The 25,017-nt window shown below is 70.6% G+C and carries 30 protein-coding genes; 11 read left to right on the top strand and 19 right to left on the bottom strand.

Going from position 1 to position 25,017, the window contains the following annotated elements; genetic code table 11:
- Positions 1-7: 7 nt before the first annotated feature.
- Positions 8-1,174 (top strand): elongation factor Tu, encoded by a 1,167-nt coding sequence (gene tuf / locus ACIBI5_RS41600; protein WP_397255361.1) that lies wholly within the window; start codon positions 8-10, stop codon positions 1,172-1,174.
- A 59-nt stretch (positions 1,175-1,233) separates the two neighbouring features.
- On the opposite strand, the gene ACIBI5_RS41595 is transcribed toward tuf, so the two are convergent.
- From ACIBI5_RS41595 to ACIBI5_RS41550, 10 genes are all read right to left on the bottom strand, one after another.
- The gene (locus ACIBI5_RS41595) at positions 1,234-2,067 is read right to left on the bottom strand and encodes a class I SAM-dependent methyltransferase (RefSeq protein ID WP_397255359.1); all 834 of its coding nucleotides are present in this window, start codon (positions 2,065-2,067) and stop codon (positions 1,234-1,236) included.
- 80 nt (positions 2,068-2,147) lie between these two features.
- On the bottom strand, positions 2,148-3,056 hold the full coding sequence (locus ACIBI5_RS41590) for a hypothetical protein (protein ID WP_397255357.1): 909 nt from the start codon (positions 3,054-3,056) through the stop codon (positions 2,148-2,150).
- Complete coding sequence (locus ACIBI5_RS41585; protein ID WP_397255355.1) at positions 3,053-4,123, bottom strand: hypothetical protein; 1,071 nt, start codon at positions 4,121-4,123, stop codon at positions 3,053-3,055. Before ACIBI5_RS41585 ends, ACIBI5_RS41590 begins: the two co-directional genes overlap by 4 nt.
- Positions 4,120-4,566, bottom strand: coding sequence for a DUF4188 domain-containing protein (locus tag ACIBI5_RS41580; RefSeq protein WP_397255352.1), 447 nt, complete (start codon positions 4,564-4,566; stop codon positions 4,120-4,122). Before ACIBI5_RS41580 ends, ACIBI5_RS41585 begins: the two co-directional genes overlap by 4 nt.
- Before the next feature lie 69 nt (positions 4,567-4,635).
- Positions 4,636-5,316, bottom strand: coding sequence for a response regulator (locus ACIBI5_RS41575; RefSeq protein ID WP_397255350.1), 681 nt, complete (start codon positions 5,314-5,316; stop codon positions 4,636-4,638).
- Between the two features lie 154 nt (positions 5,317-5,470).
- On the bottom strand, positions 5,471-6,190 hold the full coding sequence (locus tag ACIBI5_RS41570) for a MerR family transcriptional regulator (RefSeq protein WP_397255348.1): 720 nt from the start codon (positions 6,188-6,190) through the stop codon (positions 5,471-5,473).
- Between the two features lie 32 nt (positions 6,191-6,222).
- Positions 6,223-7,647: a serine hydrolase domain-containing protein gene (locus ACIBI5_RS41565; protein WP_397255346.1), complete on the bottom strand. Its 1,425-nt coding sequence runs from the start codon at positions 7,645-7,647 to the stop codon at positions 6,223-6,225.
- Positions 7,648-7,696: 49 nt separating this feature from the next.
- Positions 7,697-8,326 (bottom strand): DUF1707 domain-containing protein, encoded by a 630-nt coding sequence (locus ACIBI5_RS41560; RefSeq protein ID WP_397255344.1) that lies wholly within the window; start codon positions 8,324-8,326, stop codon positions 7,697-7,699.
- Positions 8,327-8,373: 47 nt separating this feature from the next.
- Complete coding sequence (locus ACIBI5_RS41555; protein ID WP_397255343.1) at positions 8,374-8,691, bottom strand: hypothetical protein; 318 nt, start codon at positions 8,689-8,691, stop codon at positions 8,374-8,376.
- Positions 8,692-8,811: 120 nt separating this feature from the next.
- Positions 8,812-9,435 carry a MerR family DNA-binding transcriptional regulator gene (locus ACIBI5_RS41550; protein ID WP_397255341.1) on the bottom strand — a complete coding sequence of 208 codons (624 nt, stop codon included), beginning with the start codon at positions 9,433-9,435 and terminating at the stop codon, positions 8,812-8,814.
- Positions 9,436-9,528: 93 nt separating this feature from the next.
- On the opposite strand from ACIBI5_RS41550, the gene ACIBI5_RS41545 reads away from it, so the two are divergent.
- The 6 genes from ACIBI5_RS41545 to ACIBI5_RS41520 all read left to right on the top strand — a co-directional run bounded on the left by ACIBI5_RS41545 (position 9,529) and on the right by ACIBI5_RS41520 (position 16,742).
- Positions 9,529-11,292 carry an ABC transporter ATP-binding protein gene (locus ACIBI5_RS41545; RefSeq protein ID WP_397255339.1) on the top strand — a complete coding sequence of 588 codons (1,764 nt, stop codon included), beginning with the start codon at positions 9,529-9,531 and terminating at the stop codon, positions 11,290-11,292.
- Positions 11,289-13,040, top strand: coding sequence for an ABC transporter ATP-binding protein (locus tag ACIBI5_RS41540; RefSeq protein WP_397255337.1), 1,752 nt, complete (start codon positions 11,289-11,291; stop codon positions 13,038-13,040). The genes ACIBI5_RS41545 and ACIBI5_RS41540 overlap by 4 nt, the downstream gene beginning before the upstream one ends.
- A complete protein-coding gene (locus tag ACIBI5_RS41535; protein WP_397255335.1) occupies positions 13,037-14,020 on the top strand; it encodes an ABC transporter substrate-binding protein in 984 nt (327 codons plus the stop codon). Before ACIBI5_RS41540 ends, ACIBI5_RS41535 begins: the two co-directional genes overlap by 4 nt.
- Before the next feature lie 71 nt (positions 14,021-14,091).
- Positions 14,092-15,033 (top strand): iron chelate uptake ABC transporter family permease subunit, encoded by a 942-nt coding sequence (locus tag ACIBI5_RS41530; RefSeq protein ID WP_397255333.1) that lies wholly within the window; start codon positions 14,092-14,094, stop codon positions 15,031-15,033.
- A 14-nt stretch (positions 15,034-15,047) separates the two neighbouring features.
- Positions 15,048-16,016 carry a FecCD family ABC transporter permease gene (locus tag ACIBI5_RS41525; RefSeq protein WP_397255331.1) on the top strand — a complete coding sequence of 323 codons (969 nt, stop codon included), beginning with the start codon at positions 15,048-15,050 and terminating at the stop codon, positions 16,014-16,016.
- Positions 16,017-16,178: 162 nt separating this feature from the next.
- Entirely contained in the window at positions 16,179-16,742 is a 564-nt protein-coding gene (locus tag ACIBI5_RS41520; RefSeq protein WP_397255329.1) for a hypothetical protein, read from the top strand.
- Positions 16,743-16,766: 24 nt separating this feature from the next.
- On the opposite strand, the gene ACIBI5_RS41515 is transcribed toward ACIBI5_RS41520, so the two are convergent.
- Positions 16,767-17,165 (bottom strand): DoxX family protein, encoded by a 399-nt coding sequence (locus ACIBI5_RS41515; protein WP_397255327.1) that lies wholly within the window; start codon positions 17,163-17,165, stop codon positions 16,767-16,769.
- A 307-nt stretch (positions 17,166-17,472) separates the two neighbouring features.
- Between ACIBI5_RS41515 and ACIBI5_RS41510 the strand changes: the two genes are divergently transcribed.
- Together ACIBI5_RS41510 and ACIBI5_RS41505 are read left to right on the top strand one after the other, a co-directional pair.
- Entirely contained in the window at positions 17,473-17,685 is a 213-nt protein-coding gene (locus ACIBI5_RS41510; RefSeq protein WP_397255325.1) for a hypothetical protein, read from the top strand.
- Between the two features lie 76 nt (positions 17,686-17,761).
- Complete coding sequence (locus ACIBI5_RS41505; RefSeq protein WP_397255323.1) at positions 17,762-18,226, top strand: hypothetical protein; 465 nt, start codon at positions 17,762-17,764, stop codon at positions 18,224-18,226.
- 24 nt (positions 18,227-18,250) lie between these two features.
- Here the strand turns inward: ACIBI5_RS41505 and ACIBI5_RS41500 are convergent, their stop codons facing one another.
- Together ACIBI5_RS41500 and ACIBI5_RS41495 are read right to left on the bottom strand one after the other, a co-directional pair.
- Entirely contained in the window at positions 18,251-19,009 is a 759-nt protein-coding gene (locus tag ACIBI5_RS41500; RefSeq protein WP_397255322.1) for an SDR family oxidoreductase, read from the bottom strand.
- Positions 19,006-19,485 carry a carboxymuconolactone decarboxylase family protein gene (locus ACIBI5_RS41495; protein WP_397255320.1) on the bottom strand — a complete coding sequence of 160 codons (480 nt, stop codon included), beginning with the start codon at positions 19,483-19,485 and terminating at the stop codon, positions 19,006-19,008. Before ACIBI5_RS41495 ends, ACIBI5_RS41500 begins: the two co-directional genes overlap by 4 nt.
- 202 nt (positions 19,486-19,687) lie before the next feature.
- On the opposite strand from ACIBI5_RS41495, the gene ACIBI5_RS41490 reads away from it, so the two are divergent.
- Positions 19,688-20,635: an RNA polymerase sigma-70 factor gene (locus ACIBI5_RS41490; RefSeq protein ID WP_397255318.1), complete on the top strand. Its 948-nt coding sequence runs from the start codon at positions 19,688-19,690 to the stop codon at positions 20,633-20,635.
- A gap of 55 nt (positions 20,636-20,690) precedes the next feature.
- On the opposite strand, the gene ACIBI5_RS41485 is transcribed toward ACIBI5_RS41490, so the two are convergent.
- The 6 genes from ACIBI5_RS41485 to ACIBI5_RS41460 form a co-directional block, all read right to left on the bottom strand.
- Positions 20,691-21,062 (bottom strand): hypothetical protein, encoded by a 372-nt coding sequence (locus ACIBI5_RS41485; protein ID WP_397255316.1) that lies wholly within the window; start codon positions 21,060-21,062, stop codon positions 20,691-20,693.
- Between the two features lie 141 nt (positions 21,063-21,203).
- Positions 21,204-21,377 carry a transposase gene (locus ACIBI5_RS41480; RefSeq protein ID WP_397255314.1) on the bottom strand — a complete coding sequence of 58 codons (174 nt, stop codon included), beginning with the start codon at positions 21,375-21,377 and terminating at the stop codon, positions 21,204-21,206.
- A gap of 159 nt (positions 21,378-21,536) precedes the next feature.
- Entirely contained in the window at positions 21,537-21,791 is a 255-nt protein-coding gene (locus ACIBI5_RS41475; RefSeq protein ID WP_397255312.1) for a hypothetical protein, read from the bottom strand.
- A 6-nt stretch (positions 21,792-21,797) separates the two neighbouring features.
- Positions 21,798-22,430 (bottom strand): DUF6192 family protein, encoded by a 633-nt coding sequence (locus ACIBI5_RS41470; RefSeq protein WP_397255310.1) that lies wholly within the window; start codon positions 22,428-22,430, stop codon positions 21,798-21,800.
- Complete coding sequence (locus ACIBI5_RS41465) at positions 22,342-22,698, bottom strand: DUF6192 family protein (protein ID WP_397255308.1); 357 nt, start codon at positions 22,696-22,698, stop codon at positions 22,342-22,344. The genes ACIBI5_RS41470 and ACIBI5_RS41465 overlap by 89 nt, the downstream gene beginning before the upstream one ends.
- A gap of 599 nt (positions 22,699-23,297) precedes the next feature.
- Entirely contained in the window at positions 23,298-23,933 is a 636-nt protein-coding gene (locus ACIBI5_RS41460) for an alpha-ketoglutarate-dependent dioxygenase AlkB (protein ID WP_397255306.1), read from the bottom strand.
- A gap of 236 nt (positions 23,934-24,169) precedes the next feature.
- Between ACIBI5_RS41460 and ACIBI5_RS41455 the strand changes: the two genes are divergently transcribed.
- Complete coding sequence (locus tag ACIBI5_RS41455) at positions 24,170-24,961, top strand: transposase (RefSeq protein ID WP_397255304.1); 792 nt, start codon at positions 24,170-24,172, stop codon at positions 24,959-24,961.
- The last annotated feature ends 56 nt before the right edge of the window (positions 24,962-25,017 follow it).

Genomic DNA, 25,017 nt, shown 5'->3' with positions numbered 1-25,017 from the left:
CACGATCATGGCCAAGCAGGCCTACGTGCGGAACAAGCCGCATCTCAACATCGGCACGATGGGACACGTCGACCACGGCAAGACGACGCTGACCGCCGCGATCACGAAGGTGCTCGCCGAGCGGGGCGGCGCCACGTACACGCCGTTCGAGAGGATCGACCGCACGCCCGAGGAGGCGCAGCGGGGCATCACGATCAACATCTCGCACGTCGAGTACGAGACGGCCACCCGCCACTACGCCCACGTCGACATGCCGGGCCACGCCGACTACGTGAAGAACATGATCACGGGGGCGGCGCAGCTCGACGGCGCCATCCTGGTGGTCTCCGCGCAGGACGGGATCATGCCGCAGACCCGCGAGCACGTGCTGCTCGCCAAGCGGGTCGGCGTCGAGCACCTCGTCGTCGCGCTCAACAAGGCCGACGGCGCCGACCCAGAGCTGGCCGACCTGGTCGAGCTGGAGCTGTCGGAGCTTCTGGCCGAGCACGGCTACGCGGACGTGCCCATGGTCCGGGTCTCCGGGCTGCGGGCACTGGAGGGCGACCCCGAGTGGACGGCGTCGGTCGAGGCGCTGCTCCAGGCGGTGGACGACCACATCCCGGTCCCGGTGCGCTACGTCGACGCGCCGTTCCTCATGCCGGTGGAGAACGTGCTCACGGTCACCGGCCGCGGCACGGTCGTCACCGGGGCGATCGAGCGCGGCGTCGTGCGCGTCGGCGACACCGTCGAGGTCGTCGGCTTCGGCGAGACGTTCTCCGCCGTCGTGACGGGGGTGGAGACGTTCGGCAAGACGATGGAGCGGGGCGAGGCCGGGGACAACGCCGCGGTCCTGCTGCGCGGTGTGCGCCGCGAGCAGGTACGGCGGGGCATGGTCCTGTCCGAGCCCGGCACGCAGCAGGCGCGCAGCTCCTTCACCGCCCGCGTCTACCTCCTGACGGCCGAGGAGGGCGGCCGGCGCAGGCCGGTCGCCGACGGGTACCGGCCGCAGTTCTACCTGCGCACGACCGACGTGCCCGGCCGGATCGACCTGCCGGCCCCGGCCCAGCCGGGTGACACGGTCGAGGTCGAGGTGGAGCTCGGCAGGGCCGTCGCGCTGGAGGAAGGGCTCGGCTTCGCGATCCGCGAAGGCGGCCTGACGGTCGGCGCGGGCACGGTCGTCGCCGTGACCGGTTGAAGCATGGGACCCGTGGCGCCCCCTCACAGGCGTCGCGGGTCCCGTGTGCGCGAAGCGGGCTACGGCCGGATTCTGAGGAGGGAGCCCGGCCGTACCGCCGTGGCGAAGCGGACGGTGCGCGGCAGCACGTACACCTCCTCGGGCAGCGACGACTCCAGTGCGGCCCGCGCGGCGGCGTGCCGTTCCTGGGGGATGCTCTCCAGGGAGGCGCGGCGCGCGGCCGACCACAGCCAGTCCCAGACCTGGCCGCGCTCGACGCTGACCTCGAAGACGACCTCCTCGCACCGCACCCCGGCCAGCCCGTTGCCGGACAGCAGGTCGGCCAGCTCGCGTTCGGTGTTGAGGCGGTGGGTGAACGGCGCGCCGCCGGCCCCGGTGGTGAAAGGGGCCAGGGCGAGCGCCACCTGGCCGAGCAGGTCGGCCTCCGCGGGGCTGGGCTGGGCGAGGAGGCTGGCGGCCAGGCGGCCGCCGGGGCGCAGGAGCCCGGCCATCGCGCGTACGGCGGCCGCGGGGTCGGGCAGGAAGTACAGCATCATCCCGGCCAGCACGGTGTCGAAGCGCGCGGCGGGCAGCAGGATCGACGCCTGTTCGACGTCGCCGGACAGCACGGTGGCGTTGGACAGGCCGTGCCGTTCGATCTCGGCGTTGGCGACGGCGAGCATGCCGGGCGCCAGGTCCAGCCCGACGACCAGCCCGAGCGGGCCGACGGCGCGGGCGGCGGGGATCAGGCTGGCCCCGGTGCCGCATCCGGCGTCCAGGACGCTCTCGCCGCGCCGCAGACCCGCCTGGCGCACGAGCTCGGCGCCCACCGGCCCGAAGAAGGGCACGCCCACCCGCTCGTACGTCCCGGACGCCCGGTCGAAAACCCCGGCCATATAGGTCTTGGCGTCCACGCAGCAACCCCCAAACGCGCCGATCGAACCCCGCTAATGATCCACCTAACTGGGCACTTTTCAATGCTTGAGGTGGTTTGTCAACGGGCGATTCTGGCAGAACGCGGCGCCGCCCCCTTGGGCAGGCCGGCACGGGCGAGGTGAAGGAGGCTCGCGGGATCGTCCACGCCCAGGTGAGCGGCCAGAAGGTCGCGCGTGGGCGGGCTGTCGATGATCTGGCTGAGGGGATGAAGGGTATAGCCGCGCGTGGACAGCGTCAGCCAGAGCCGCATGAGCTCCCGCCCCCTCTCGACCTCGTCCCCCGGCGGCCCGACGAGCACCAGCGCCTCGCCGTCGTAGTCGAGCAGCCCCTTGCCGGCCGCCGCCAGAATCCTGGGCAGCCCGGCCCTGCGCAGGACGGGATGGACCGCCAGCGCCGCCCGCAGGCCGAGGGCCTCGGTCCTGGACAGCGCGAGCGCCCGGTCCGTCAGCCCGTCGAGGTCGTAGCGCCGATGCCGCGGCGTGAGCCGCAGCCACTCCCGCAGCTCGGCGGTGACCGCCGCGTCCCCGAACTGGTGCAGGTCCGCCGCGTGCAGCAGCACCGCCAGATCCCGGCAGGCCACCCGCCGCACCCCCGGCGCCAGGTCGCCGGGCAGCCGTCCCGGGTGATAGGGGCCGCGGTTGGAGCCGCGCCCGCGCACGTCCGCCGTCGTGAACTCCGTCCGGTACGGCCGCGCCGTCTCGTGCAGCACCCCGGCCCGAAGCGGCCCGGGATCGGCCCGGAACCCCACCCGCAGCCCCGCCGAAGCGCAGACGATCAGGCAGGTCTCCACGAACGCCCCGAGCCCGAGCCGCAGGTCGCGCCCGGTGGGGTCACTCACGGGCAGCGCCCGCTCCGGGTCCCAGCCGACGACCGCCCCGGCGCCCGTGTAGGTCAGCGTCCAGGGCTGGGTGTTGTGCGCGCTGGGGGCCCGCCAGAAGTCGGTCTCCAGCTCCCGCAACGCCTTCACAGCGCCTTCTCGTAGAACGTGTAGCCGTGCAGCGGCCGCCCGCCCATGGCCTGGAACTGGGCGGCGGAGCCGGGATTGCCACGTTCGACGTAGGTGCTGCGCAGCGTGTGATAGCCGCCCGCGATCAGCCCCCGGTGAAGCTCCCGCGAGAGCAGCCGCATGTGGCCGTGCCCCTGCTCGGCGGGGACGGTCCCCTTGATGATCAGGACGGCCTCGCGCCGGTACCGTCCCCGGGTGAGCAGCAGCCGGAGCTGGTTGACCAGGTGAAGATCGCCGCGAATGCGGGCCACGAACGCCGAGATGTCCGGCACGCACAGCACGAACGCCACCGGCCGGCCCGCCTTGGTCAGATACAGCAGCAGCGACTCGTCCAGCAGGAACGACAGCCCGTCGGTCTGCCGGGCGAGCTGCTCGGCGGAGATCTCCGTGTAGTACCCGAGCTGCGCGAAGGCGGCGTTGAGCATCTCCCGCAGAATCGGCAGCTGTTCCCCCAGCCGCCGCCGCTCCCCCCGATGGATCTCCAGCTCCTCGGCCGCCAGGCGGGCGTCGTCGAAGCCGAAGACCGGTTCGCCCGGCACGGGACAGATCCAGGTGTCGGCCTCGAACCGGCGCGCGAACCCGTGCTTCTCGTAGGCCGCCGGGTAGTAGGGGTGATTCCAGGCGCTGTCGATGAACCCGCGATCCCCGAACCCGGAGGTGATCACCCCGCCGCTCTGGTTGGGCAACAGCGAAACGGGCCCGAAGACGCTCTGCCGCCCCGCGGCCCGCCCCTCGGCCACGATCGCCTCGAACAGCTCCTCGGCCGCCTCCTCCTCGAACTCCGTCAGCCCGAACAGCTGCGTCCTCCCGCCCAGCTTGGCGTCGAACGCGGCGTCGGTGTGCAGGGTGGTCCTGGCCACGACCCGGCCGCCGCGGCGCAGGACGGCCAGCCGTACCCCTTGGCGGTGCCAGGCCCGGACCTGCGCGCGCAGCGGCGGCACGTAGCCCGAACCCGCCGGATAGACCCGATCGGACAGGGCCAGGAACTCCGCCAGGTCCCGGCGCGACTCGACGGTGCGCAGACTCACGCCCGCGTCACCGCCGGCCCGTCGCCGTCCTCGCCGGACAGCGGGGTGAACGTCGCGATGTGCGCCATGGGCCCGCCCTCGGCCCGCCAGACGCCGTTGGAGTAGCCCTCGGGCTCGGCGTTGTAGAGCCGGATGTATCCGCCGGTGGCGTTCCTGGTCCCGTCGGTCACCCACCGCATGAGCTCGCGGTGATGGCGGCTGCGCGCGAACACCAGCAGCGAGTCGCGGTCCTCGAAGAAGGCCAGGGTCCCGAGCGTGAACGGGAACTCCCAGTAGACCTTGTGCCAGCGGTACCCGCGCATGCGCTTCATGTCCCGCACCATGCGCACCCACGTGAAGGTGAGCGTGAGGATCGACAACGGCCCCCGATACCGCGTCGCCCCCACGAACATCGCCCCCGCCTGCCCTTGGGGCGGCGCCTTGCTGAAGTCGGTGGTCCTCATCAGTCCTTCACCAGCTAGCGAAAATGACCCACGAGCACCATATCCAGCAAACCACCGCACACCAGCCTCTCACTGATCGGGGGGCGAGGTCTGGTTGAGCTCGGCGAGCGTGACGAGCCCGTCGTCGAGCGCGCGGCCGACGAGTTCGCTCTTGGTACGCGCCGCCCGCCCCACGTTGGCGTACTTCACCCGGACCCGCGCGATGTAGGTGTCCACGGTCTTCACGGTGATGTTGAGCTTGGCGGCGACGAGTTCCTTGGACGAGGACACGAACCACGCCCGCAGCACCTCGGTCTCCCGCTGGGACAGGCGTGGCCGGCCGGGGTCGTCGTCGGCGATGAGCGCCCCGGACAGCGACGGCGCGGTGTAGGACTCGCCCCGCGCGACCGCCCGGATCGCGGGTACCAGGTGCTCGGGTCCCTCGCGCTTGGTCAGGTAGGCGAGCGCGCCCAGGTCCACGCACTTGATCGCGGTCGCGTCGTCGGTGTGCTGGGAGTACACGATCACGCGCCGGCCGCTGTCGACCAGCCGGCGCAGCTCGCCGAAGTCCGGCCGGCGCGGCACCAGCTCCAGGTCGAAGATCACGACGTCGGCGTCGGCGCCGGGTCCGGTCCAGACCTCGGCGAGCCGGTCCCCGGCGTCGATCAGAGCGATCTTCGGGTCGGCCCGTGAGCACCAGGAGTGGACGCCCGCGCTGATGGCCGCGTGATCATCGACGATCACCGCGGTGATCAACTCGCCACCTGCCATTGGGGCCTCCATCCAGACCGTGCCGCCGTCGTTCAACGCCTCGGCCCCCACGCCCGGCCTCACTGCCGGCCCGTCACACCGCCGAACGTGACCAGAAGCCGCGGCCAGCCTAGTGGCCACCGTCGGTGTCGGAGCCGTAGCGGGCCGTCCGTGGCTAACGGGCCATGAGCCGGGCCAGCCGGTCGTAGGCCGGGGATGAGGCCCCGGGCTGGGACTGCGCGGCCAGCCGGGCGATCTCCGGGTTGTGGACCGGGCGGGTCTCGGCGCGGCTGGGGTGGCGGGCGAACCACTCGCGGGTACGATCCGCGAGGCCGGGCAGGCGGGGGTCGTCGGGCGACCAGTCGTAGGCGGCGTCATGGTCGAGGTAGAGGGCGCGGAACTCGGGATGGGTCATGAGCTCGCGCTTCTCGGTGATCCAGACCAGGGCGTCCTCGGGCGAGGCCGTCTGCATGAGGATCCAGCCGTCGCGTTCCACCTCGACGGCGCGCTCGCTGACGCCGAGCTCGCGCAGGTCGTCGAGGTAGTCGGCGACCTGCGGGGAGACGAAGAGCCGGTCACCGCCGTGCAGCTGGGCGAGTTGCTCGCGGGACCGGGTCAGCTGCGTGATGCGGTCCTCGAGGTCGTGGTCGATCTCGGCGATGGCCGCCGCGAGCGCCTCCGGCCCCGCGTCGAGAAGGTCCCTGACGCGGGCCAGCGGCACCCCCGCGTGGGCCAGAGTCCTGATCTTGACGAGGGTGATGGCGTGCGCGGCGGAGTAGCGCCGGTAGCCGGAGGAGTCGCGGCCCGGCTCGGCGAGCAGGCCGCGCTCGTGATAGTGGCGGATGGCCTTGGTGGTCACTCCGGCGTAGTCCGCGAGTTGGCCGATCGTGAGCATGCCGGACATCCTTCCACCTCGGCATGGACGGGTCAGACCCGGCGGGTCAGGCGGCCGCCGCCGTTCCGGAAGCGCGCCCGCCCGTCCCGGACGTCGTGGAAGGAGACGAGCAGCAGCCGCAGGTACCCGTCGAACGTCTCCGGCGGGTAGCCGGCGGGCGCGAAGAGGCCCGGCCGGATCGGCACGTAGCGCTGCGGCGGGGCGGAGGTCGTGCCCCCGGCGAACTCGGTGAAGATACGCTCCTGCGAGGCGTCCGCCGGCTCGTAGGTCGTCCGCTCCTCGAGCTGGCCGTCGACGACGGTGACGTCGACGCGGAGCTGGTTGGAGCGGTAGGTGCCCACGTAGGGGGTGAGGTCGACGTCCTGCCGCGGCTCGGTGATCAGCTGGGGGATCCGGACGCCCAGGTGCTCGCTCAGGAGCCACCCCAGGAGCTGGTCCTGCAGCATGATCGCCGCCGGGTTGTTGCCGTAGGCGGCGAAGACCAGGTCGTGCTCGGGGATCACGCACAGGATGGAGACGCCGCCGGGCGAGGCGCCCGACATGGCCAGGACGGTCGTGTCGCCGAACGGGTACAGCACCCAGCCCAGGCCGATCGGCGGGGTGTTGGGGCTGCCCATGTCGTGGGAGATCCGCTGCATCAGCGCGGTCGACCCGGCCGACAGGACACGCGTACCGGAAGGCGACAGGCCTCCCGCCAGGTGGGTGCGTCCGAAGGCGAGCAGGTCGGCGATGGTGCCGATCGGGGTGCCGCCGGCCGGGCCCCAGGTGTCGGGCAGCGTGAACATGTTCGTGGGCCTGGGCTCCATGGTCTCCGGGTCGGGAAAGTGGCCGACGGCCGTGCTGCGCAGGATGGCCTGTTCGGCCGAGGTGCTGGAGTCCTTCATGCCGACGGGGGTGTAGACGTCGCGTTCGAGCAGGTCGGGGAAGGACAGGCCGGTCACCACCTCCAGCAGGCGGCCCGCGACGATCATGCCGCCGTTGGAGTAGCTGAGCTGCTCGCCGGGCTCGAACAGCGTGCCGCAGCCGCCGGCCAGGCCCTTGACGTAGGCGTCCAGGGCGTCGCGGCCCTTGTCGCCGGGGAAGTACAGGTCGGCGTCGATGCCGTTGGTGTGCCCGATCAGGTGCCGGACCAGGATCTTGTCCGCGGCCCCCGGTACGGCCAGCGCGAAGCCGGGCAGGTACCTCGTCACCGGCGCGTCGAGGTCGAGCAGCCCGCGGTCGACCTGCTGGAGGACCAGGGTGGTGGTCAGGACCTTGGTGACGGAGCCGAACAGGAATCCGGTCTCGGGCAGCATGGGCGCGCCGGTGGCGACGTTGGCGGTGCCGTGGGAGACGATGACCTGCTCGCCGGCCTGGTAGACGCCGGCGACGAACCCGGGGATGCCGGCGGACTCGCAGGAGGCGGCGACCTGGTCGCGGATCTGGGCTTCGATGGTGTGCGGCGTGTTGGTGTCCATGCAGAGCATCCTCGAAGCTTGCCCCTGGGGCAAGGTCAAGCCGTGAGGTTCAATCGCTTGACGCGGGCCCGCGCTGCAGCCACTGCCCGAACGTCCGGCGCGGGGGCCGCACCACCACGCGGCCGTGAACCTTCTGACCGGCCAGCTCCACCCGCAGGGTGACCGGCGCCTCGGGATTCCGCTGGTGCCTGACCTTGCTGTGCACCAGGTGCAGACCGTCGGTGTCGACCACGATGCCCGGCCGCGTGACCAGCGTCAGGGTCTTGCCCGTCATGCTCACGTCGATCCGCAGGGTGTCGTGCGTGATCACCGCGTCGGTGAAGTCGAGCGTGACGGCGCAATAGGTGACGGCGAGCTCCAGCCTGCGCGGCACCACCCAGCGTCCCGTGCGCTCGATCGCCCCGCTGTGGACCTGTTCGATCCGGACCAGGTCCTTGACCTCCGCGACGGCCGCACCGGCCGTGGCCGACACGGGCGGCAGGTCGGCGGTGAGCGGGGTCAGTTCGCTCAGGGTCCGCGCGGACAGGGCGGCCTCCAGGCGCTCGTCCAGCTCGTCCGCGCTCAGCAGCCCTTCCCCCGCCGCGATGCGGAGCACGTCCACCACACGGTCCCGGTCGGCATGAGAGGCTCGCAGCTCGGGCGTCGGGCGCTTCCCGGTGGGCGGAGTCTCTCTCGGCATGCTTCCATCCTGGTCCTGTCGAGCCGCTGCGCGCGACGCGACCCAGCCTAGCGGGGGCGGCTGTGGGCGGCCTCGGCCAGATCCGTCCACTCCCCGGCCGAGGAGTGGGGCACGACCACCCAGTCCTTCATCTCCCTGCCGTGCCCCGAAGGGTCGAACAGCGACGCCCCGGGCAGCTTGAGCGCGGTCGCGTGCTCGGCGGTATCTCTGACCAGCCGGAACACCATCGCGCCGTCACGTTGCAGGCTCGCGAACACCTTCCCCGCCCGGTCCTTGAGCGCCGGTCTCCCCATCATCCCGGAGATCCGCACGCCCAGATCGGCCAGTTCGGCGCCGACCTGCTCGAAATCCTCTTCCGCGCTCATCGTCAGTCGATCCCCAACTCCATGGCAGCGGCTCTTCCCGGTGATGCGATCGCCTCGGCCCCCGCCTCCCGGCAACACGGCGCTCAGGCTAGTCGTCGCCGGGACCCCGATCAAGGCGGGTCAGGCGTCACCGGAGGTCCGCGGGCCGCGGCTGCGGCGGTAGGACCTCTGGCGGCACGCGGGCGAGCAGTACGTCCGGCGGCGTCCGCGCGCGGGCTGGGCGAAGGGCTCTCCGCAGACGGCGCAGCGATCCGCCGGCACGGCTATTTCGTCACGCGGTGACGGTGTTTCATCACGGGCCGACCGGGCCGCGGCGACGAGATCCTGTGCCGGGACGAGCCCCCGCGGCGTGTGCCTGACCAGTTCGCCGTCGAGATCCGGGCATTCGCCGACGATGTCGTCGTCCGGGCACAGCAACAGGTGCAGCAGATAGTCCTGCGCGCTGCGCAGGTGCCTGATCCTCTCCTCGATCAGCCCGGCGTGGCGCCTCACCGTGTCCTGCCAGTGCCGGTTCCGGCTGCCCGCGGTGACGACTGACGCCTGTTCGAGCGGCATCGCCCCCGTCACGCAGCACAGGTACGCCAGCCCGATCCGGCGGAGCCCGGTCTCGGTGTAGACCCGGCGCCCGTTGACACGCGGCGGCTCGGGCAGCACCCCCTGGGACTCCCACCATCGCAGCGTCGAGGGGGCGAGGCCGTAGAGGGCGGCCGCCTGGCCGATCGAGACGCCGAGAGGCTCATCCATAGGGCCATTTGACATCAAGTCACCTTCACGTCTCAAGCTGGAAATGAGGTTAGGCATACCTAAGCCCCCGTGGTCCCCAGGAGGAACGACGTCTTGAGCACGACAACAGCAGATCCCCCGGCCGCGCTCGCGAAGGCCGGGGCCCTGGCGCGGCTGCTCGCCCCGGTCCGGACCCACCTCGTGGTGTGCGCGATCCTGTCGGCCTTGAGCGCGGCGGCGGGCATCGTGCCGTACATCGCCGTCGCCGAGATCGCGCGCGTCATGCTCGGCGACCCCGCGGGGGCCGCCGCCGCCATCTGGACCTGGGTGGGCGTCGGCGCCGCCGGCGCCGCCCTGTGGCTGCTGCTGCTCGTGCAGTCCTCGCGCGTCGGGCACTACGCGGACGCGGCGATCCTGCACGACCTGCGGGTGCGGATCGTCCGTCACCTCGGCGCGCTGCCGCTGGGCTGGTTCCGCGCCTCGGGCTCCGGCCGGGTCAAGCGGGCGATGACGGGCGATCTGGAGGAGATGCACGAGGTCATCGCGCACGCCCTGGGTCAGCTGACCGGAGCGGTCACGGTGACGGTCGTCGGCGCGGGATACCTGTTCCTCGTCGACGTCCCCATGGCGCTGATCGCGCTGGGCGTGCTGGGACTGATGGCGATCGTCTACCGCGTCTCCATGCGTTCCATGACGACCCACATGAACCGGCTCATCGCCGCCGACGCCCGCATCAGCGCGGCCAGTGTCGAGTACGCCGACGGGATCCAGGTGGTCAAGACGTTCGGCACCGGAGGCCGCGTCCTGCGCCGGTTCGACGACGCCGTGGACGAGCACACTCAGGCGTTCGCCGCGTGGGTCGCCGAGGTGCGCTACAGCTCGGCGACATCACGGCTGCTCGGCTCGGAGATGGCCGTCCTCGCCGTCGTGACCGCCGCCGGGCTGGCCTTCCTCAGCCACGGGTCGCTCGCCGTCGCCGACCTCGTGGCGTTCCTGGTCGTCGCGGTCGGGCTGCCGAACTCGATCCTCCCGGCCGTGAGCGCCGCCCAGGGCGTACGCAAGGGCCGGATGGGCGCGGCCAACATCGAGCGGCTGCTGTCGCGCCCGCCGCTGCCCGAGCCCGCGCGCCCGGAAAGGCCGCAGGGGCACGGCGTGGAGTTCGACCGCGTCACGTTCTCCTACGACGGGGTGACCAACGCGCTCGACGACGTCAGCGCCGTCTGCCCGCCAGGGCAGGTGACCGCGATCGTGGGCCCGTCCGGCGCGGGCAAGACGACGCTCGCGAGCCTGCTGCCGCGCTTCTACGACGTGACGGACGGCGCGATCCGGATCGGCGGAACCGACGTGCGCTCGATCCCGTCGGCCGAGCTGCTGGCGTCGATGTCGCTGGTGTTCCAGGACGTGGCGCTGCTGCGCGACAGCGTGGCGGAGAACATCCGCATCGGCCGGCCCGGCGCGAGCGACGCCGAGGTTCGCCGGGCGGCCGCCGACGCGCACATCCACGAGGTGGTCGAACGCCTGCCCGAGGGGTACGACACGCTGCTCGACGCGGGCGGCGGCAGCCTGTCGGGCGGCGAGCGCCAGCGGCTGACCATCGCGCGGGCGATCCTGTCCGGGGCGCCGATCGTCGTGCTGGACGAGGCGACGGCCGCGCTCGACGCCGACAGCGAGGCGGCGGTCCAGGACGCGCTGGCCACCCTGGCGATCGGCAAGACGGTGATCGTGATCGCCCACCGGCTGCACACGATCGCCGGCGCCGGCCAGATCCTCGTGCTCGACAGGGGACGGCTGGCCGAGCGCGGCAACCACGACGACCTGCTCGCGAGCGGCGGCCTGTACGCCAGGATGTGGGCCGCGCAGGAAGGGGCCCTCGCATGATCCGGCGGCTGTACCGGCTGTGGCCGGAGCCGAAACTGCTGGCCCGCCTGTGGCTGCTCACCGCCGCGCAGGCCGTCCTGCAAGGTCTGCTGCTCGGTCTGCTCGTCCCGATCCTGGACGCCGTCGTACGGCCGGAGCCCGACCTCACCGCGGCCACCCCCTGGCTCGTGCTCGGCGCGATCGGCGCGGTGGCGTACGCGGTGCTGAGCGTCATCGCCACCCCCGTCGGGTTCGCGGCGTCGGGCGCGCTGGCGGCGCAACTGCGGCGAGGGCTGATGCGGCACGTGAGCGCGCTGCCGCTGGGGTGGTTCACCGCCGAGCACAAGGCGCGGCTCGCCCGGGGCGTGACCGCGGACGTCGGCGACTCCGCGCACCTGGCCGTGACCGTCGCCGGTCCCGCGATCACCTCGACGCTGCTGCCCGCGACGATCGTCGCCGTGACGTTCGCCGTCGACTGGCGGATGGCGCTGCTGTTGTGCGCGATCGCGCTCGTCGCCTTCTGGGCGCTACGGCGTGCCGCGCGCATCGCCGAGATCGCCGAGATCGAGCTGGAACGGGCGTCGGCCGGGGTCGCCGGCCGGGCGATCGAGCTCGGTCAGGCCCAGCCGGTCCTGCGCGCGGCCGGGTACGCCGACGGCACGCCCAGGATGCGCGCGGCGCTCGTGGACCACCGCGAGACCTACCGTGACGGCATGCGCCGCGCCCGCCGGCCGTTCTTCGTCTACACCGGCGTGATCATGGGCGGCTTCGTCGCGGTGCTCGCGCTGGCGGCCGAGCTGGTGCTCAGCGAGCGTGTCTCGGTCCCCGAGGCGATCGCGCTGCTGGTGCTCGCCGCCCGTTTCCTGGAGCCGCTCGGCAACCTCATCGACCTCATCGGGGCGCTGCGCGCGATGACGAACAAGATCACACGCATCGAGGAGCTGCTGGCCACGCCCGCGCTGCCCGTGCCGGCCCGCCCGGTGCGCGGCATCGAGGCGGCCGACGTCGAGCTCTCGCGCGTCAGCTTCACCTACCCGGGCGGCCAGGCCCCCGCGTTGCGCGAGGTGTCGCTGCGCTGCCGGCCGGGCACCACCACCGCGCTGGTCGGCCCCTCGGGCTCGGGGAAGACGACGGTGACCCGGCTCATCGCCCGGTTCTTCGACGTCGACTCGGGACACGTGCGCGTCGGTGGCGTCGACGTCCGCGACCTCGATCCGGGCGCCCTGCTCGACGAGATCGCCATCGTCTTCCAGGACGTCTACCTGTTCGACGACACCATCGAGAACAACCTGCGCCTGGCGCACCCGGAGGCGACCTGGCACGAGCTGGAGGAGGCGGCCGCCGCGGCACGGCTCGACGAGGTGGTCGAGCGGCTGCCCGACGGCTGGCGTACCCGTGTGGGCGAGGCCGGCGCCCAGCTGTCGGGCGGCGAACGCCAGCGCGTCGCGATCGCGCGGGCGATACTCAAGCGGGCGCGCATCGTGCTCGTCGACGAGGCCAGCTCCGCGCTCGACCCCGAGAACGAGGCCGCGATCACCCAGGCCATCGCCAACCTCGGCGACGACCCCGGCCGCACGGTGATCGTGATCGCCCACCGCCCCGCGACCCTGGCCGCGGCCGATCATGTGGTCTCGCTCGACGAAGGCCGCGTCACCGAGACCGGCACGCCCTCGGAACTGCTGCGCACGGGCGGGGCGTTCGCGCGGCTGTCCCGGCAGTACGAGCGGGCACGGCACTGGCGCATCGCCCAGAAGGGACACCCGTCGTGAGGACGCGCCTGCCGGCCATCGTGCTCGCGGTGGCGCTCTCGCTCGCCGCCTGCGGCACCGCCTCGCCTTCCGCGCCCGAACCGGCCCGTGGAACGGTGACCGTGACGTCCGCGAACGGCGAGGTCACCGTACCCGTCACCGATTCCCGGATCTGGGCGCTGGACTACCAGACCGCGCTCAACCTGCTGGCGCTGGGCGTCGTCCCGGCGCACGCCGGGAAGTACGGCTACGACACCGACCCGTTCGTGTCCGCCGCCTACACGATCTTGACCAAGGCCGGGGTCGAGCTGGTCGAGCCCGGCAAGGCCGAACTCGTCGCCGCCGCCGGGCCGGAGCTCGTCGTCGGCCTGCCGAACACCGGCAGCGACACGATCGTCCCGCAACTGCGCGAGATCGCGCCGGTCGTGATCCTGCCCGGCCTGCCCGTGCTGGAGGACACGCTCGGCACCCTCGGCGCGATCACGGGACACCAGGCCGAGGCCGCCGCGGTGGCGCGGCGTCTCACAACGGCACGCACCGATCTGGCGCGCCGCGTCAAGGGCTCGGAGTTCGCGGGCGCCGCCGTATCGGCGCTGTCGGCGTGCGGCGAGAACACCTTCTGCGTGTACGGCAACGCGCGCGGCTTCGGCCCGATCCTGACCGAACTGGGCCTGAGGCGTCCCGCCCGGCAGGCGCTCAAGGGCAACGAGTGGGGATACGAGAACCTCTCGCCGGAGAACCTCGGCGAGCACAAGGCCGAGATCATCGTCGCGTTCGCCGGCTCGGTCTCCTTCGGGGCTCCGTCTCCGCTGGAGAACCGGCTGCTCGACACCTCGGGATCGCGGACCGGCGAGGTGGACTTCTCCGCGTGGTTCGGAGTCGGCCCGCTGAACCAGGTCTGGGTGCTCCGCGACCTCGACGCGCTGCTCTTCGGCGACGGGCGGGTGGCCGGCGCGGCGGACGGGCCGGCGCTGTGGGCCCAGGTCACCGGCGCCTCATGAGCCCAGGTCCGGCACGGTCCCGGGCGGCACGGGTGTCGTGGCTGGTTTTGGCCGTGTTCGCGCTGGTGGTTGTGGCGATCCTGAGTGTCGCCGTCGGGGCCAGGCCGATCGACGTCGCGGCGATCGCCGGCGCGCTCACCGGTTTCGACGGGTCGGGCGACCACCACATCGTGCGTGACCTCCGTCTTCCGCGCACGGCCGCCGGGCTGCTGGCCGGCGCCGCGCTCGGCGCGTCGGGCGCGCTGATCCAGGCGTTGACCCGCAATCCGCTCGCCGACCCCGGACTGCTCGGTGTGAACGCCGGGGCGGCGCTGTCCGTCGCGATCGGGATCGCCGTGTTCGGGGCCGGCTCGGCCGGCGGGTACCTGTGGTTCGCCTTCGCCGGCGCGCTGGCCGCGACGCTCGGCGTCTATCTGATCGGGTCGGCGGGGAAGGGAGCCGCCGATCCGATCCGGCTCACGCTCGCCGGTGTCGCGATGGGCGCGGTGCTGGTGGGCGTCACCTCGGCGATGATGCTGCTTCAGCCTCGCGTCTTCGACCACATGCGCGGCTGGAACGCGGGCACGCTCGCGGGCCGCGGCCCGGACGTGCTGCTCCCCGCGCTGCCCTTCGTGGCCGCGGGCCTGCTGCTGGCCCTCGTGGCCGCTCGATCGCTGAACGGCGTCGCCCTCGGCGACGAGGTCGCCTCCTCCCTCGGGGTGGCGGTCGGGCGCACGCGGGCCCTCGTGATCGTCGCGGTGACGCTGCTGGCCGGTTCGGCGACCGCGATCGCGGGCCCGATCGCGTTCGCCGGCCTGATGACGCCCCACGTCGCGCGGTGGATCACCGGTCCCGACCAGCGATGGATCCTCCTGCACACGATCGTCCTCACGCCGATCCTGCTCCTGGTGGCCGACGTGATCGGCAGGGTCGTGACCGCACCCGGCGAGGTGCCCGTCGGCATCGTCACCGCCTTCGTCGGCGCGCCCGTGCTCGTCGTCCTGGCCCGGCGCGCGAGGGCGAGCCGGCTGTGACCGAGGTGCGAGCCATGGCCGTGAACCTGTCGCTCCTGCTGCTGTGCGGCGCGGTCGTCCTATGGTCGCTGACCACGGGTGATCTCCGGCTCGGCGTCGACGAGGTCGCCGCCGCCCTGACCGGAGGGGAGGACCGCGTCACCCGTACGGTCGTGCTCACGTGGCGCCTGCCCCGCGCGGTGGCGGCCGTGGTCTTCGGCGCCGGGCTGGGCGTGGCGGGCGCGGTCTTTCAGTCGCTGACCAGGAATCCGCTGGCCGGCCCTGACGTCATCGGGTTCTCCAGCGGGGCCTACACCGGCGCGCTGATAGTGATCATCGGCGCCGGCGGCGGCTACCTCGACGTGGCCGCGGGCGCGCTGGCCGGCGGCCTGGCCACCGCCGTCGTGGTCTATCTGCTCGCCTTCCGCCGGGGCGTCCAAGGGTTCCGGCTCATCGTCGTCGGCATCGGAGTCTCCGCGCTCCTCACCGCGGCCAACACCTGGATGCTCCTGCGCGCGCAACTGGAGACCGCCATCGCGGGGGCGGTCTGGGGCGCCGGATCGCTGAACGGCATCGGCTGGGACCGCGCCGCTCCGGCCTGCCTCGCGACCCTCGCCCTGCTGATCGTTCTCAGCCGGTTCCAGCCGTCCCTGCGCATCTTGGAGATGGGCGCCGACACCGCGCGGGCCCTCGGCGTCCGCGTCGAAGGCAGCCGCCTCGCCCTTCTGCTCACCGCTGTCGTGATCACCGCCGCCGTCACCGCCGCGGCCGGGCCGATCGCCTTCATCGCCCTGGCCGCGCCACAGATCGCCCGCCGCCTCACCCGCGGCCCCGGAGTCACCCTGAGCGCCTCGGCGCTGACGGGAGCGCTGCTGCTGGCGCTCGCCGATCACGCGGCCCAGCACCTGATGCCGCGGGTTCTCCCGGTCGGCGTCGTCACCGTGATCGCCGGTGGCGGCTACCTGGTGTGGCTGCTGATCCGCGAACAGCGCCGCCGTTCCTGATCGCCCAAGACCGCCTGGGCCTTCAAAACGCCGACCGAATTCTCGATGAAGTCCGAACCTTTATCGCGCGGCTGCCATCCAACCCTACGAAAGATCCACATGAGAAGGGGGCTGATATACGTGCGGATCGCATGGGTGATAGCCGGAGCAGCGGTTGCCGGAATGCTCACGAGTCAGGCGGCGGTGGCCGAAAGCCGGTCGATTCCGAAAGACTTCCTGCTTTACGAGAAGCAGGCGCGCCAGGACGCCAAGAACAAGCACTGGTATGTCAACGAGGGCGAGGGACGCGAACTGGCCGAGGTCAACAACATTCAGTGCTCCAACGCCAGGCTCAAAGGCTGGGCCGACCGGCGTGACATCACTTTCAACCCGAAGAACGACGGCAACGAGAAAACCCACTCCTCGCGCGGCGAGCAGGTCTTCCTCTTCGCCGGCATTCCCGGGGCAGAGAAGATGATCAAGCAGATGCGCGAGCGGATGGCGCGATGCGAGGGCGTCAAGGTCGTCCTGGCGGCGATCGGCGACGGGGCGGTGGGCGGATCGCGCACGGTCAGGCAGGCGGGCGCGGTCACGCAGGTCCAGAAGTTCGTGGCGGTCCGCAAGGGTGCCGCGGTCGCGCTGTACTGGGACCTGCGCAACGACGCCAAGGCCCTGCGCACCCTCGCCCAGCACGGCGAGGACGCCGAGCGGATGGCCGCCAAGCTCTGCCGGATCGGCGGCTGCTGAACCGCACCGCGGGCGGCAAACGGCCTAGCGCGCCGGCAGCCTCCTGCCCTCCGGCCTGAAATGCCACGACACTGTCGCGAGAAGGAGAAGAAAGAGCGCCGGAAGCAGCTGATACCAGGCGTCGCCCGTGGCGATGTGCGAGAACATCCCTCCGGTGAACAGAAAGAACATGCCCGCGTACGCCCACTCCTTGAGCAGCGGATATTTGGGGAGCAGAATAGCCAGCGCTCCCAGGAGCTTCCACCCGCCCAGGAGGGTGAGAATGTAGACGGGATAACCCAGTTCCACGATCCCCCAGGCATAGGGAGGCGCCAGCGCCTCCCTGCCCTCGATCCTCAGAATCTGCTGAACTCCCGAACCGACGAGCCCCGATGCGAGCACAAGGGTGGAAACCCAGTAAACGATCCTTCGTGTCTTCGCCATATCGCATCGACTCCTCGCCGCTTTTGTTCGTGACTACCCGCGTCACGCTAGGGCGAGTCGATCGGCCGGCGCTTCTCGATTCCTGATCGATGCGACCGGTCGAGTCGCATTTCGGCGAAGACGGCTTCGATCACCCGGTCCACGGAGTCGCGGATCAGTGGTTCCCGGGTGATCAGGACCTTGAGGTACAGCGGACCCGACAGGATCGCCCTCGCCAGGTCGAGGCCGGGCGCCAGGTGCCCGCTGGTAGCGGGTGGCCTTCAGCCGGGCGACGATCTTGCCCGCCCGCGTCGTGATGAAGCGTTCGTTGAGCGCCGCGGTGGCCTTCGCCGGACTCGCCGCAGTGGCGTTCACCGGGCTGGTCGTGGCGGCCGTCGCCGCCGGGCTCGGACCGGGCGCGATCACCGTCGGATTGCTCGCCACCGCGCTTCAGCTGAGCTTCACCGTCCTGGCCTCCCAGCGGGGCCGAGGCGTGCGAACGGGTAAAAGGGCGTGGATGGAGCGCGCATTTGGCCACTGACCCGCGCACGCCGCCAACCGCACCCTGAGATGCCGGCGTTTCGGCATGAAACGCGGGTCAACAGAGGGAGAACGGCATGCGATCTCACCAACTCCTCCTCGCGTTCGCGCTGACGGCGGGCCTGGCCGTCGCGGCGGCGTCACCCGCCGACGCGACGGCCGCGGCCTCCACGTGCAGGGTGGAACTGAACTTCGTGGACGCCTACGACGTGGACGAGAACAACGGCGACGAGATCCGGATCAACCTCGCCGGATACATGTACCCCAGCGGCAACCGCTACGTCCCCATGAACAACGGTGACCGCGCCTACTCCGGCAACTTCGCCAACCCGTCCACCACCATCGGCACCACCGGATCAGCACTGTTCAGCCTGCGCGAGGTCACCCCGCCCGCCGTCGGCCAGGGCAAGCAGCTCGGCTCGGTCACCGCGTGGGGCTCCACCTGCGCCACGCTGTCCACCGGCCAGGTCACCTACGTCCCGCAGCACATCTTCGGAAGCGATTACTGGTACTACATGAGCCTGGTCATGACCGGCCTGTAGCCCCCGCCAGGACCGGGAGCCCGCTCAGGGCCGGCCGCCGAGCCACTCCCGGAAGGCCGGACCCGCGAGCCTGGCGTGCGGGCCGGGCAGGAACCCGCCCTCGGCGGCGATCTCGGCATCGGGCATGCCCGAGCCGTCGACGCCGACGACCTTGATGTTCCGGCGGGCGCCGAGGAGGGCGGCCGCCTCCGAGAGGATCTCCCTCCGGGGCCCGGCGATCTCGGGGATCGGCGTTCCCCGAGCGATCTCGCCGGGGTCGAGGGCCAGACCGGTCAGGTCCTCGGCCACGGTACGGCAGGCCACGAGTTGGGAGGGCAGGGCCGGGATGTAGGCGACGTCGCCCTGCCGCCAGTCCAGAAGCTGACCGACGAACTCGTGGAACTGCGCCGCCCGCAGCACACGGACGGGGAGCGGCCCGGACAGCAGATACTCCTCGTGCGCCTTCTTGGCGGCGAGAAACCCGGCGGTGGCCCTGCCGACCCCGATGATGGACGCCACGGTGATCCGGGCGACCCCCGCATCCTGCCCGTACGCGTGCAGGTTCCGGGCCGACGCACGGAAGAACTCCGTCGCCGCCTCCTGATCGGAGGTGTGCCACGAGGCGACGTCGACGATGACGTCCACTCCGGTGAGCGCCCCGGCCAGGCCCTCACCGGTGACGAGGTCCACGCCGGTGGCTCGTGACATCGGCACGACCTGGTGCCCCCGTTCGGTGAGGACGTCCACGACGTGGCGTCCCAGCCGCCCGGTCGCCCCTGCGACCGCGCACGTGGTGATGCTCATGCCGGGCTCCCTTCCCGGTCGCTGTAGTTCTGGCCCGGGGGCATGCCGGGGATCGGCTTGGCGATGAGCGCGGCCGGGGTGAAGAAGCCGATATGGGCGATCGCCATGATCAGCGTCCAGAGCGCCTTGTCGTCGTAGTGCGCGGACGCCTTGGCATACAGCTCGTCGGGAACGCGCTCCCCGGACGGGTTCGGGGTCAGGACCGCCTCCACCAGCTCCAGCGCGACCCGTTCCGCGCCGGTGAACAGGGTGGCGTCCCGCCAGGTCGCCACGGCGGTGATGCGCTCCTCCGGCTCCCCTGCCCGGCGCAGGTTGCCGGTTTCCCTGATGGTGAAGTAGGTACTGCCGAGCATCTGACCGGCCCGCAACTGCAGCAGGTGGATGGTGGCCTGCGGAACCGAGCCGTTCTCGATGACCTTGTGCAGGCCCGCGCCGACCTCCGCCATCTCGGGAACGAACGGGAGTGGGTTGGGCATGCGTGAACGGAGTTCGGTTGCCTCGGGTGTGGACATGATGAGGTGTTCCCTTCTTGTCGTGCCTCCTGGCGAACACGAGACGCCCGCGCCCCCGGCCCCGTAACGGACGAGGCCATGTGACATAGACCACCGATCGTGGGTGTTACACGGGGGTGGGGAGCGGCGTCCTGTGCGTGGGGCAGTACTGGGAAGGGAGCCGGGGATGAGTGATCACAGCGAGCGGCGGACGGAGGCGGCCGGGCCGTTCGATCCCGGCGGCCGCGCGGAGTCCGTGGACACGGCCACCGAGGCGTTCGTGACCCACCGCAACCTGCTGTTCACCGTCGCCTACGAGATGCTCGGTTCGGCCACCGACGCCGAAGACGTCCTGCAGGAGACCTGGCTGCGATGGGTGGACGTCGATCTCGCCACCGTGCGGGAGCGGCGCGCGTACCTGGTGCGGATCGTCACCCGGCAGGCACTGGACCGCCTGCGTACGCTCGGCCGGCGCAGGGAGTCCTACGTCGGGCCGTGGCTGCCGGAGCCGTTGCTGACCGCGCCCGACGTGGCCGAGGACGTCGAACTGGCCGAGAGCGTCTCGATCGCGATGCTGCTGGTGCTGGAGACGCTCCAGCCGGTCGAGCGGGCCGTGTTCGTGCTGCGTGAGGTTTTCGACCTGGACTACGACGAGATCGCCGAAGCCGTCGGCAGGAGCCCTGCCGCGGTCCGCCAGCTCGCCTACCGGGCACGGGCGCACGTCGCCGCACGCCGTCCACGCGGCATCGTCTCCCCGGCCGAGACCCGCGCCGCGCTCCACGCCTTCCAGCGAGCGGTCGAAACCGGCGAGCTGCAGAGCCTGCTCGATGTCCTCGCGCCGGACGTCGTCGCCCTGAGCGACGGCGGCGGCGTCAAACACGCCCTGCTACGTCCCATCGTGGGGGCCGCCGGCGTCGCCCGCCTGCTGGCCGTCGGCTGGTGGAAACACGACGGCGAAAGATCGGTCGAGGTGGTGCAGATCAACGGCGGCCCGGGGCTGCTCGTCCGGATCGACGGCGAGATCGACGGCGTGGTGGCAGTGCGCATGGAGAACGGCCACGTCACCGGCGCCTACCACGTCCGCAACCCCGACAAACTGTCCCGCGTAGAACAAGAAACCGTCATAAGCCGCTGAAACCCCGAACCGCCCGCCACGCCCCGACGGCAAGGAGAATCCCTGAGCCAACCCGTCACAGCGCCTTCGACACAGGGTGCTCGCGTTCGATCCGGTAGTCATCCACGAAAGCGAAGAACAGCTCCATCGGATTCACGTTCGCCGCTTCGGCCTCACGCTGGATCTCGACCGCCCAGCCAAGAGAACTATGTCGTCCAAGCTTCGTCCACAGCCACTCGGCGAAGGGACCACTCGGCCAGAAGTCGACTTGCTCGGTGACGCCGTGAACCTTGACGGCGACCTGATACCCGATCAAGACGGAGCCCAGGTCCTCGAGCGAGCGCACCCACGTCCCCGGACGGAGCCGAACCTCCTCAAGGAAATCGAAGACATCACTCAGCTCACCAAGTTCCCGCGGCCTGCGCTTCACCGCCTCAGCCTCTGACATGGGCCGAGCCTATCGGCGATCACATCAGCCACCAGTCATCAACCGACGCACCCAACCAGCACGATCACCTTACGGATGGACCGAAGACCAGGTCCGAGCGCGTCGCCATCATCATCGTTATCGAACATTCTCAATAACTTGTCAGGTGCAGCCGTTGGCCACCAGGTAGCGGATCGCTTCGACGATGTCGCGGCGCCGGTGCTTTTCCGGCCTGCCACTGCTGGGGGTCTGGCAGGCCGGAACCGGCAGCAGGCGTTCCAGCAGCGCCCATTCGGCCGCGCTGGTGTCGGAGGGGTAGCGGCGCCGTCGCATCATCGGCGCCTCAGCTGCCGACGGGGGCGGTGCCGTTGGCCAGTATGTCCAGGGTGGAGACCATCCTGGAGGCCTGGGCCAGCACGAATTTGGCCCACTTGTCGTCGGGATACTTCATCGCGTGCGGAGTGATCGTCCCGTCCAGCAGACGGCTGATCCGGGTCAGCGCGGTGGCGAGCTGGCCTTTTCGTAGGAGATCCAGTCAGCGGGGTCGGTGGGAAAGCGGTAACCGTCCCTGACTGTATAGATCAACGGAGTCAGGTGCTCGCGCGCGGCGACCTCTTTGATCCACAAGATGCCCTTGAGGACCTGGTAGGGGCTCAGCCCGGCCGGGCGGGCTTCGACCAGCGCCATCCTGACGCGTTCACCGCAGACATTCTTGGGCAGCCTGACCTGCCCTCGGCCGGAGGAGGTCATCGCCGCTCACTCGCCTCGCAACAGCGCGGCCAGGCCCTCGTCCATGCTGAGGTTGCCGGTGTCCACCGCGGTCTCGATCCAGTCGGTCGCGCCGCGCACCCGGCCAGGTTGGCGTGCACCCGCTCGATCTCTTCGGGCGTGAAGCTCCGGTCGCGGAGCAAGGGCACCACCCTGCCCGTGGCCGCCACGAACGCCGCGCAGGCGACCACCAAAGGCGATGTACTCCTGTCGGTGACGAACGCTCTGGCGGGCGTGCTCGATCGCCGAGCAGGTCTGGCGGGGCACCTCCTGTCGCCGCTCGTTGGCGACGCGGTGCGGGCGGTCGACCTGGGCGCGGTTGACCAGGTGCATGGCGGTGCTGTCTTCGACGACCCGGGCTACCACGGTGGGCTGGCGCAGCAGGTCGGTAGCCACCTGGGCGGCGACCTGCTCATCGGCCAGCAGGTCCGGCACCTTGTTGGCCTTCTCCTGCTCCGACCCCGGATGGTTGACCCGCTGGCCGACTACGCGTCTGTCGGCGTCCTGGGTCCAGCGCCGGCGGCCGCTGCGCTCATGCAGAGGCCGGATGGAGGATCCGCGCGTAGCGTTCGGCCTCGTCCTGGATGGCGGCCAACGCCTTATGCACGCTGTAGGAGACATCGTCCTGGCGATGCGGCTTGGGCCAGCGGGAGGCGACCCACCGGTGGTCCAGCAGGGTGCTCACCGTGATGTCGAGGTCCTCGGCGTAGAGCGCCAGCGAGTCACGTACCGACATCCAGTCCGCGTCCGGGCTAGCCTGTCCGCCGCCGTGCGGGTTCATCGGCTCGATTTCCAGCGTGTAGTCGCCCAGGCGAAGCTGGATCTGGCCTTGGGCCGCGATCTGCTTCAGGCCGTCGGCGACCAGCTCGTCATAGCGCTCGCGGGTCACCCTTCCCACCATGGTGCTCCTCGCGTCCCTCCTCGCTCCAGCGCCTCAACCGGCCACTAGCGCGAAGTCTCCACCTCACCACAGTGCGTGACAATGCCCTGGAAAGAGAGTTCTCGCCGCCCCGCCATACTCGGACAATGCGTGATCAACGATCCGATGAGAAGGCCGTCACAGTGACGCCTTCCTCATCGGCTCTGCGGCGCCGCCACCCCCGCGTCCGACACGCGGCCGAGAAGTAGATCGTCCCCACCGGATGATCCACGCCCTCAACCCAGAATCCCGCGCACTCCCGGCAGACCACCCGCCGCGCCGGCGACGGGTCCCGGATCGCCTCAACCCGACGCCGAGTGCGCACCCGCAACCACCGCTGTCGAGCTCGACATTGGTCCGAACAGAAACGGGCATCCCGCCGCATCCACCCTGGTAACGACGTCCCGCAGGTCGGGCAGTAACGCTCTTCCCCGACCGTCACACCCCCACACTGACGCGACGCTCACCATGGCCACCAGTCCGGACAGCGCCACATCCTGCTCCCAGCGTTCCGGGCTTATAGCCGCCGTCGAGGCTACGCGATCACTTCCAGGTTCGGCGACCCGCTCTCAGATGGGAGGCGATATCACCGTCCGGAACGTCACTGACACACGTCGTCCACGAGCGACCCGTCCAGTAGGGCCTGGATCGCTCTTGCGAGCCGCGATGCTGTGACGCCAGGCGTATCGGGCGGGTCCCGTCATGACACAGAGGCTGCCCGGGGCAAGACCTACCGAGACCTTTTTCTTCTCCGCGGAGTGGGTGAAGTCCATAAGACAAGGAGAGCCCAGGGATACGGCAGCGACGACTGGGCCAAAGCATGGCACGCAGTCGACGTGAGGGCTGATGCCTTGCCCGGGCTGATAGTCGTTGACGATCACCTGGTCTGCTTCCTGATCCATGATTCCTTCGCGGACCAGGCGTGCAGCCAGCTCTCCTGCCCAGGATGGCAGTGCTGGGGCGGTTGCGCTCGCGGAGTTCCGAGCCATGCCACGTCGGACGTAGTCGTAGTGATGGCCGTAATGCTGTACCCGACGCCGCAACTGTGTCGACCAGCTGGTGGCGTCAATGATCAACAGCAGGGACTCACAGGCTGGTGGAGCCAGCCAATCGGGGATGTATCGCAAGCCTGGGACCGAATCTGAAGGCTGCTCCGCTACGCCATCGCCGGGAACTAAGAACAGTTGATCGAAGGAATCGGACATGCCACGACAATAGCCAGCGCCACCCTGACGGGATCCCCGATCATCCAAAACTCCGGTTGCCGGCAGCCGGACCGGCACAACCCCGAGATCAAAAGCTTGGGAACAGGCTCTAAGCTTGTTCTTTATCGTCCGGATTGTTGTGCTGAGCAGGGTTTGATCGTTTCGCGGACAGCAAGACGGCCTTGAGTGATCATGTGCGGTGTCGAGTCGCTGCTGATCACTACAAGGCCGTGAGGGTGAGTCTGCTGAACGATGCCGCTGGTGTCGAGTCCTTCAAGGAGCTGTCCCGCTTCCGCAACGACGTCTACGCCTGCCTCAAGGCGCGAGCCGATGCGTTGTTCGAGCTGGCTGATGCGCTGTTGTGCGAGCCGGGGCCGGTGCGCTCGACGGTAGATCTGACCTTGTCGCCGGAGTACCGGCGCGGGCATGGCGCCTTATACGGCGCGCTCAACCACGGCCGGATTGACGTGGCACAGCTCCGTGAGGTGCTGGCCGGGCTGCCGTTGCCGCGCTGGCCGGACGGGCGGATCGTGCTGGCGGTGGATGTGTCTCCGTGGCTGCGCTCGGACGCACCTTGCTCGGCCGAGCGGCTGTTCTGTCACGTGTACGGCCGGGCCAAGAGCGCCTCGCAGTTCATCCCGGGCTGGCCCTACTCCTTCGTGGCGGCGCTGGAGATGGGCCGCACCTCGTGGACGGCGCCGCTGGATGTGGTGCGGCTAGGGCCGGCCGACGACGCCACCGCCGTCACCGCCAACCAGCTCCGCGGCGTCATCGAGCGACTGATCACCGCCGGTCAATGGTGCACCGGGAACCCGGACGTGCTGATCGTGACCGATGCCGGCTACGACATCACACGCCTGGCCTACGTCCTGCGCGACCTGCCCGTCGAACTGCTGGGCCGTATCCGCTCCGATCGGGTGATGCGCCGCTCGGCACCCTCGCGCGAGGAGTTCCTGCTAAGGCGTGTTTCAAAAGGCCTTGAGGCTGGCCGCATGGAAGTGATCGACATACGACGAGGTCTCCGGTAAATGGTCCAACGACCAAGAAGCACCACATACCGGAGACCTCGTGGCCAGCGTAGCGG

This window comes from Nonomuraea sp. NPDC050540 (genome assembly GCF_044457485.1).
Taxonomy (GTDB): Bacteria; Actinomycetota; Actinomycetes; order Streptosporangiales; family Streptosporangiaceae; genus Nonomuraea.
This window is presented reverse-complemented; position numbering and strand designations above follow the sequence as displayed.

What these genes read in the sequence shown, in the direction of transcription:
- ACIBI5_RS41570 (WP_397255348.1), bottom strand. Translation starts at nt 6,190, where the DNA reads ATGCTCACGATCGGCCAACTCGCGGACTACGCCGGAGTGACCACCAAG.
- ACIBI5_RS41525 (WP_397255331.1), top strand. Translation starts at nt 15,048, where the DNA reads ATGGCCGTGAACCTGTCGCTCCTGCTGCTGTGCGGCGCGGTCGTCCTA.
- ACIBI5_RS41495 (WP_397255320.1), bottom strand. Translation starts at nt 19,485, where the DNA reads ATGCCCAACCCACTCCCGTTCGTTCCCGAGATGGCGGAGGTCGGCGCG.
- ACIBI5_RS41550 (WP_397255341.1), bottom strand. Translation starts at nt 9,435, where the DNA reads ATGGATGAGCCTCTCGGCGTCTCGATCGGCCAGGCGGCCGCCCTCTAC.
- ACIBI5_RS41540 (WP_397255337.1), top strand. Translation starts at nt 11,289, where the DNA reads ATGATCCGGCGGCTGTACCGGCTGTGGCCGGAGCCGAAACTGCTGGCC.
- ACIBI5_RS41470 (WP_397255310.1), bottom strand. Translation starts at nt 22,430, where the DNA reads ATGTCTCCTACAGCGTGCATAAGGCGTTGGCCGCCATCCAGGACGAGG.
- ACIBI5_RS41480 (WP_397255314.1), bottom strand. Translation starts at nt 21,377, where the DNA reads ATGATGCGACGGCGCCGCTACCCCTCCGACACCAGCGCGGCCGAATGG.
- ACIBI5_RS41520 (WP_397255329.1), top strand. Translation starts at nt 16,179, where the DNA reads ATGCTCACGAGTCAGGCGGCGGTGGCCGAAAGCCGGTCGATTCCGAAA.
- ACIBI5_RS41575 (WP_397255350.1), bottom strand. Translation starts at nt 5,316, where the DNA reads ATGGCAGGTGGCGAGTTGATCACCGCGGTGATCGTCGATGATCACGCG.
- ACIBI5_RS41560 (WP_397255344.1), bottom strand. Translation starts at nt 8,326, where the DNA reads ATGCCGAGAGAGACTCCGCCCACCGGGAAGCGCCCGACGCCCGAGCTG.
- ACIBI5_RS41490 (WP_397255318.1), top strand. Translation starts at nt 19,688, where the DNA reads ATGAGTGATCACAGCGAGCGGCGGACGGAGGCGGCCGGGCCGTTCGAT.
- ACIBI5_RS41475 (WP_397255312.1), bottom strand. Translation starts at nt 21,791, where the DNA reads ATGACCTCCTCCGGCCGAGGGCAGGTCAGGCTGCCCAAGAATGTCTGC.
- ACIBI5_RS41515 (WP_397255327.1), bottom strand. Translation starts at nt 17,165, where the DNA reads ATGGCGAAGACACGAAGGATCGTTTACTGGGTTTCCACCCTTGTGCTC.
- ACIBI5_RS41580 (WP_397255352.1), bottom strand. Translation starts at nt 4,566, where the DNA reads ATGAGGACCACCGACTTCAGCAAGGCGCCGCCCCAAGGGCAGGCGGGG.
- tuf (WP_397255361.1), top strand. Translation starts at nt 8, where the DNA reads ATGGCCAAGCAGGCCTACGTGCGGAACAAGCCGCATCTCAACATCGGC.
- ACIBI5_RS41485 (WP_397255316.1), bottom strand. Translation starts at nt 21,062, where the DNA reads ATGTCAGAGGCTGAGGCGGTGAAGCGCAGGCCGCGGGAACTTGGTGAG.
- ACIBI5_RS41555 (WP_397255343.1), bottom strand. Translation starts at nt 8,691, where the DNA reads ATGAGCGCGGAAGAGGATTTCGAGCAGGTCGGCGCCGAACTGGCCGAT.
- ACIBI5_RS41460 (WP_397255306.1), bottom strand. Translation starts at nt 23,933, where the DNA reads ATGTCCGATTCCTTCGATCAACTGTTCTTAGTTCCCGGCGATGGCGTA.
- ACIBI5_RS41565 (WP_397255346.1), bottom strand. Translation starts at nt 7,647, where the DNA reads ATGGACACCAACACGCCGCACACCATCGAAGCCCAGATCCGCGACCAG.
- ACIBI5_RS41505 (WP_397255323.1), top strand. Translation starts at nt 17,762, where the DNA reads ATGCGATCTCACCAACTCCTCCTCGCGTTCGCGCTGACGGCGGGCCTG.
- ACIBI5_RS41500 (WP_397255322.1), bottom strand. Translation starts at nt 19,009, where the DNA reads ATGAGCATCACCACGTGCGCGGTCGCAGGGGCGACCGGGCGGCTGGGA.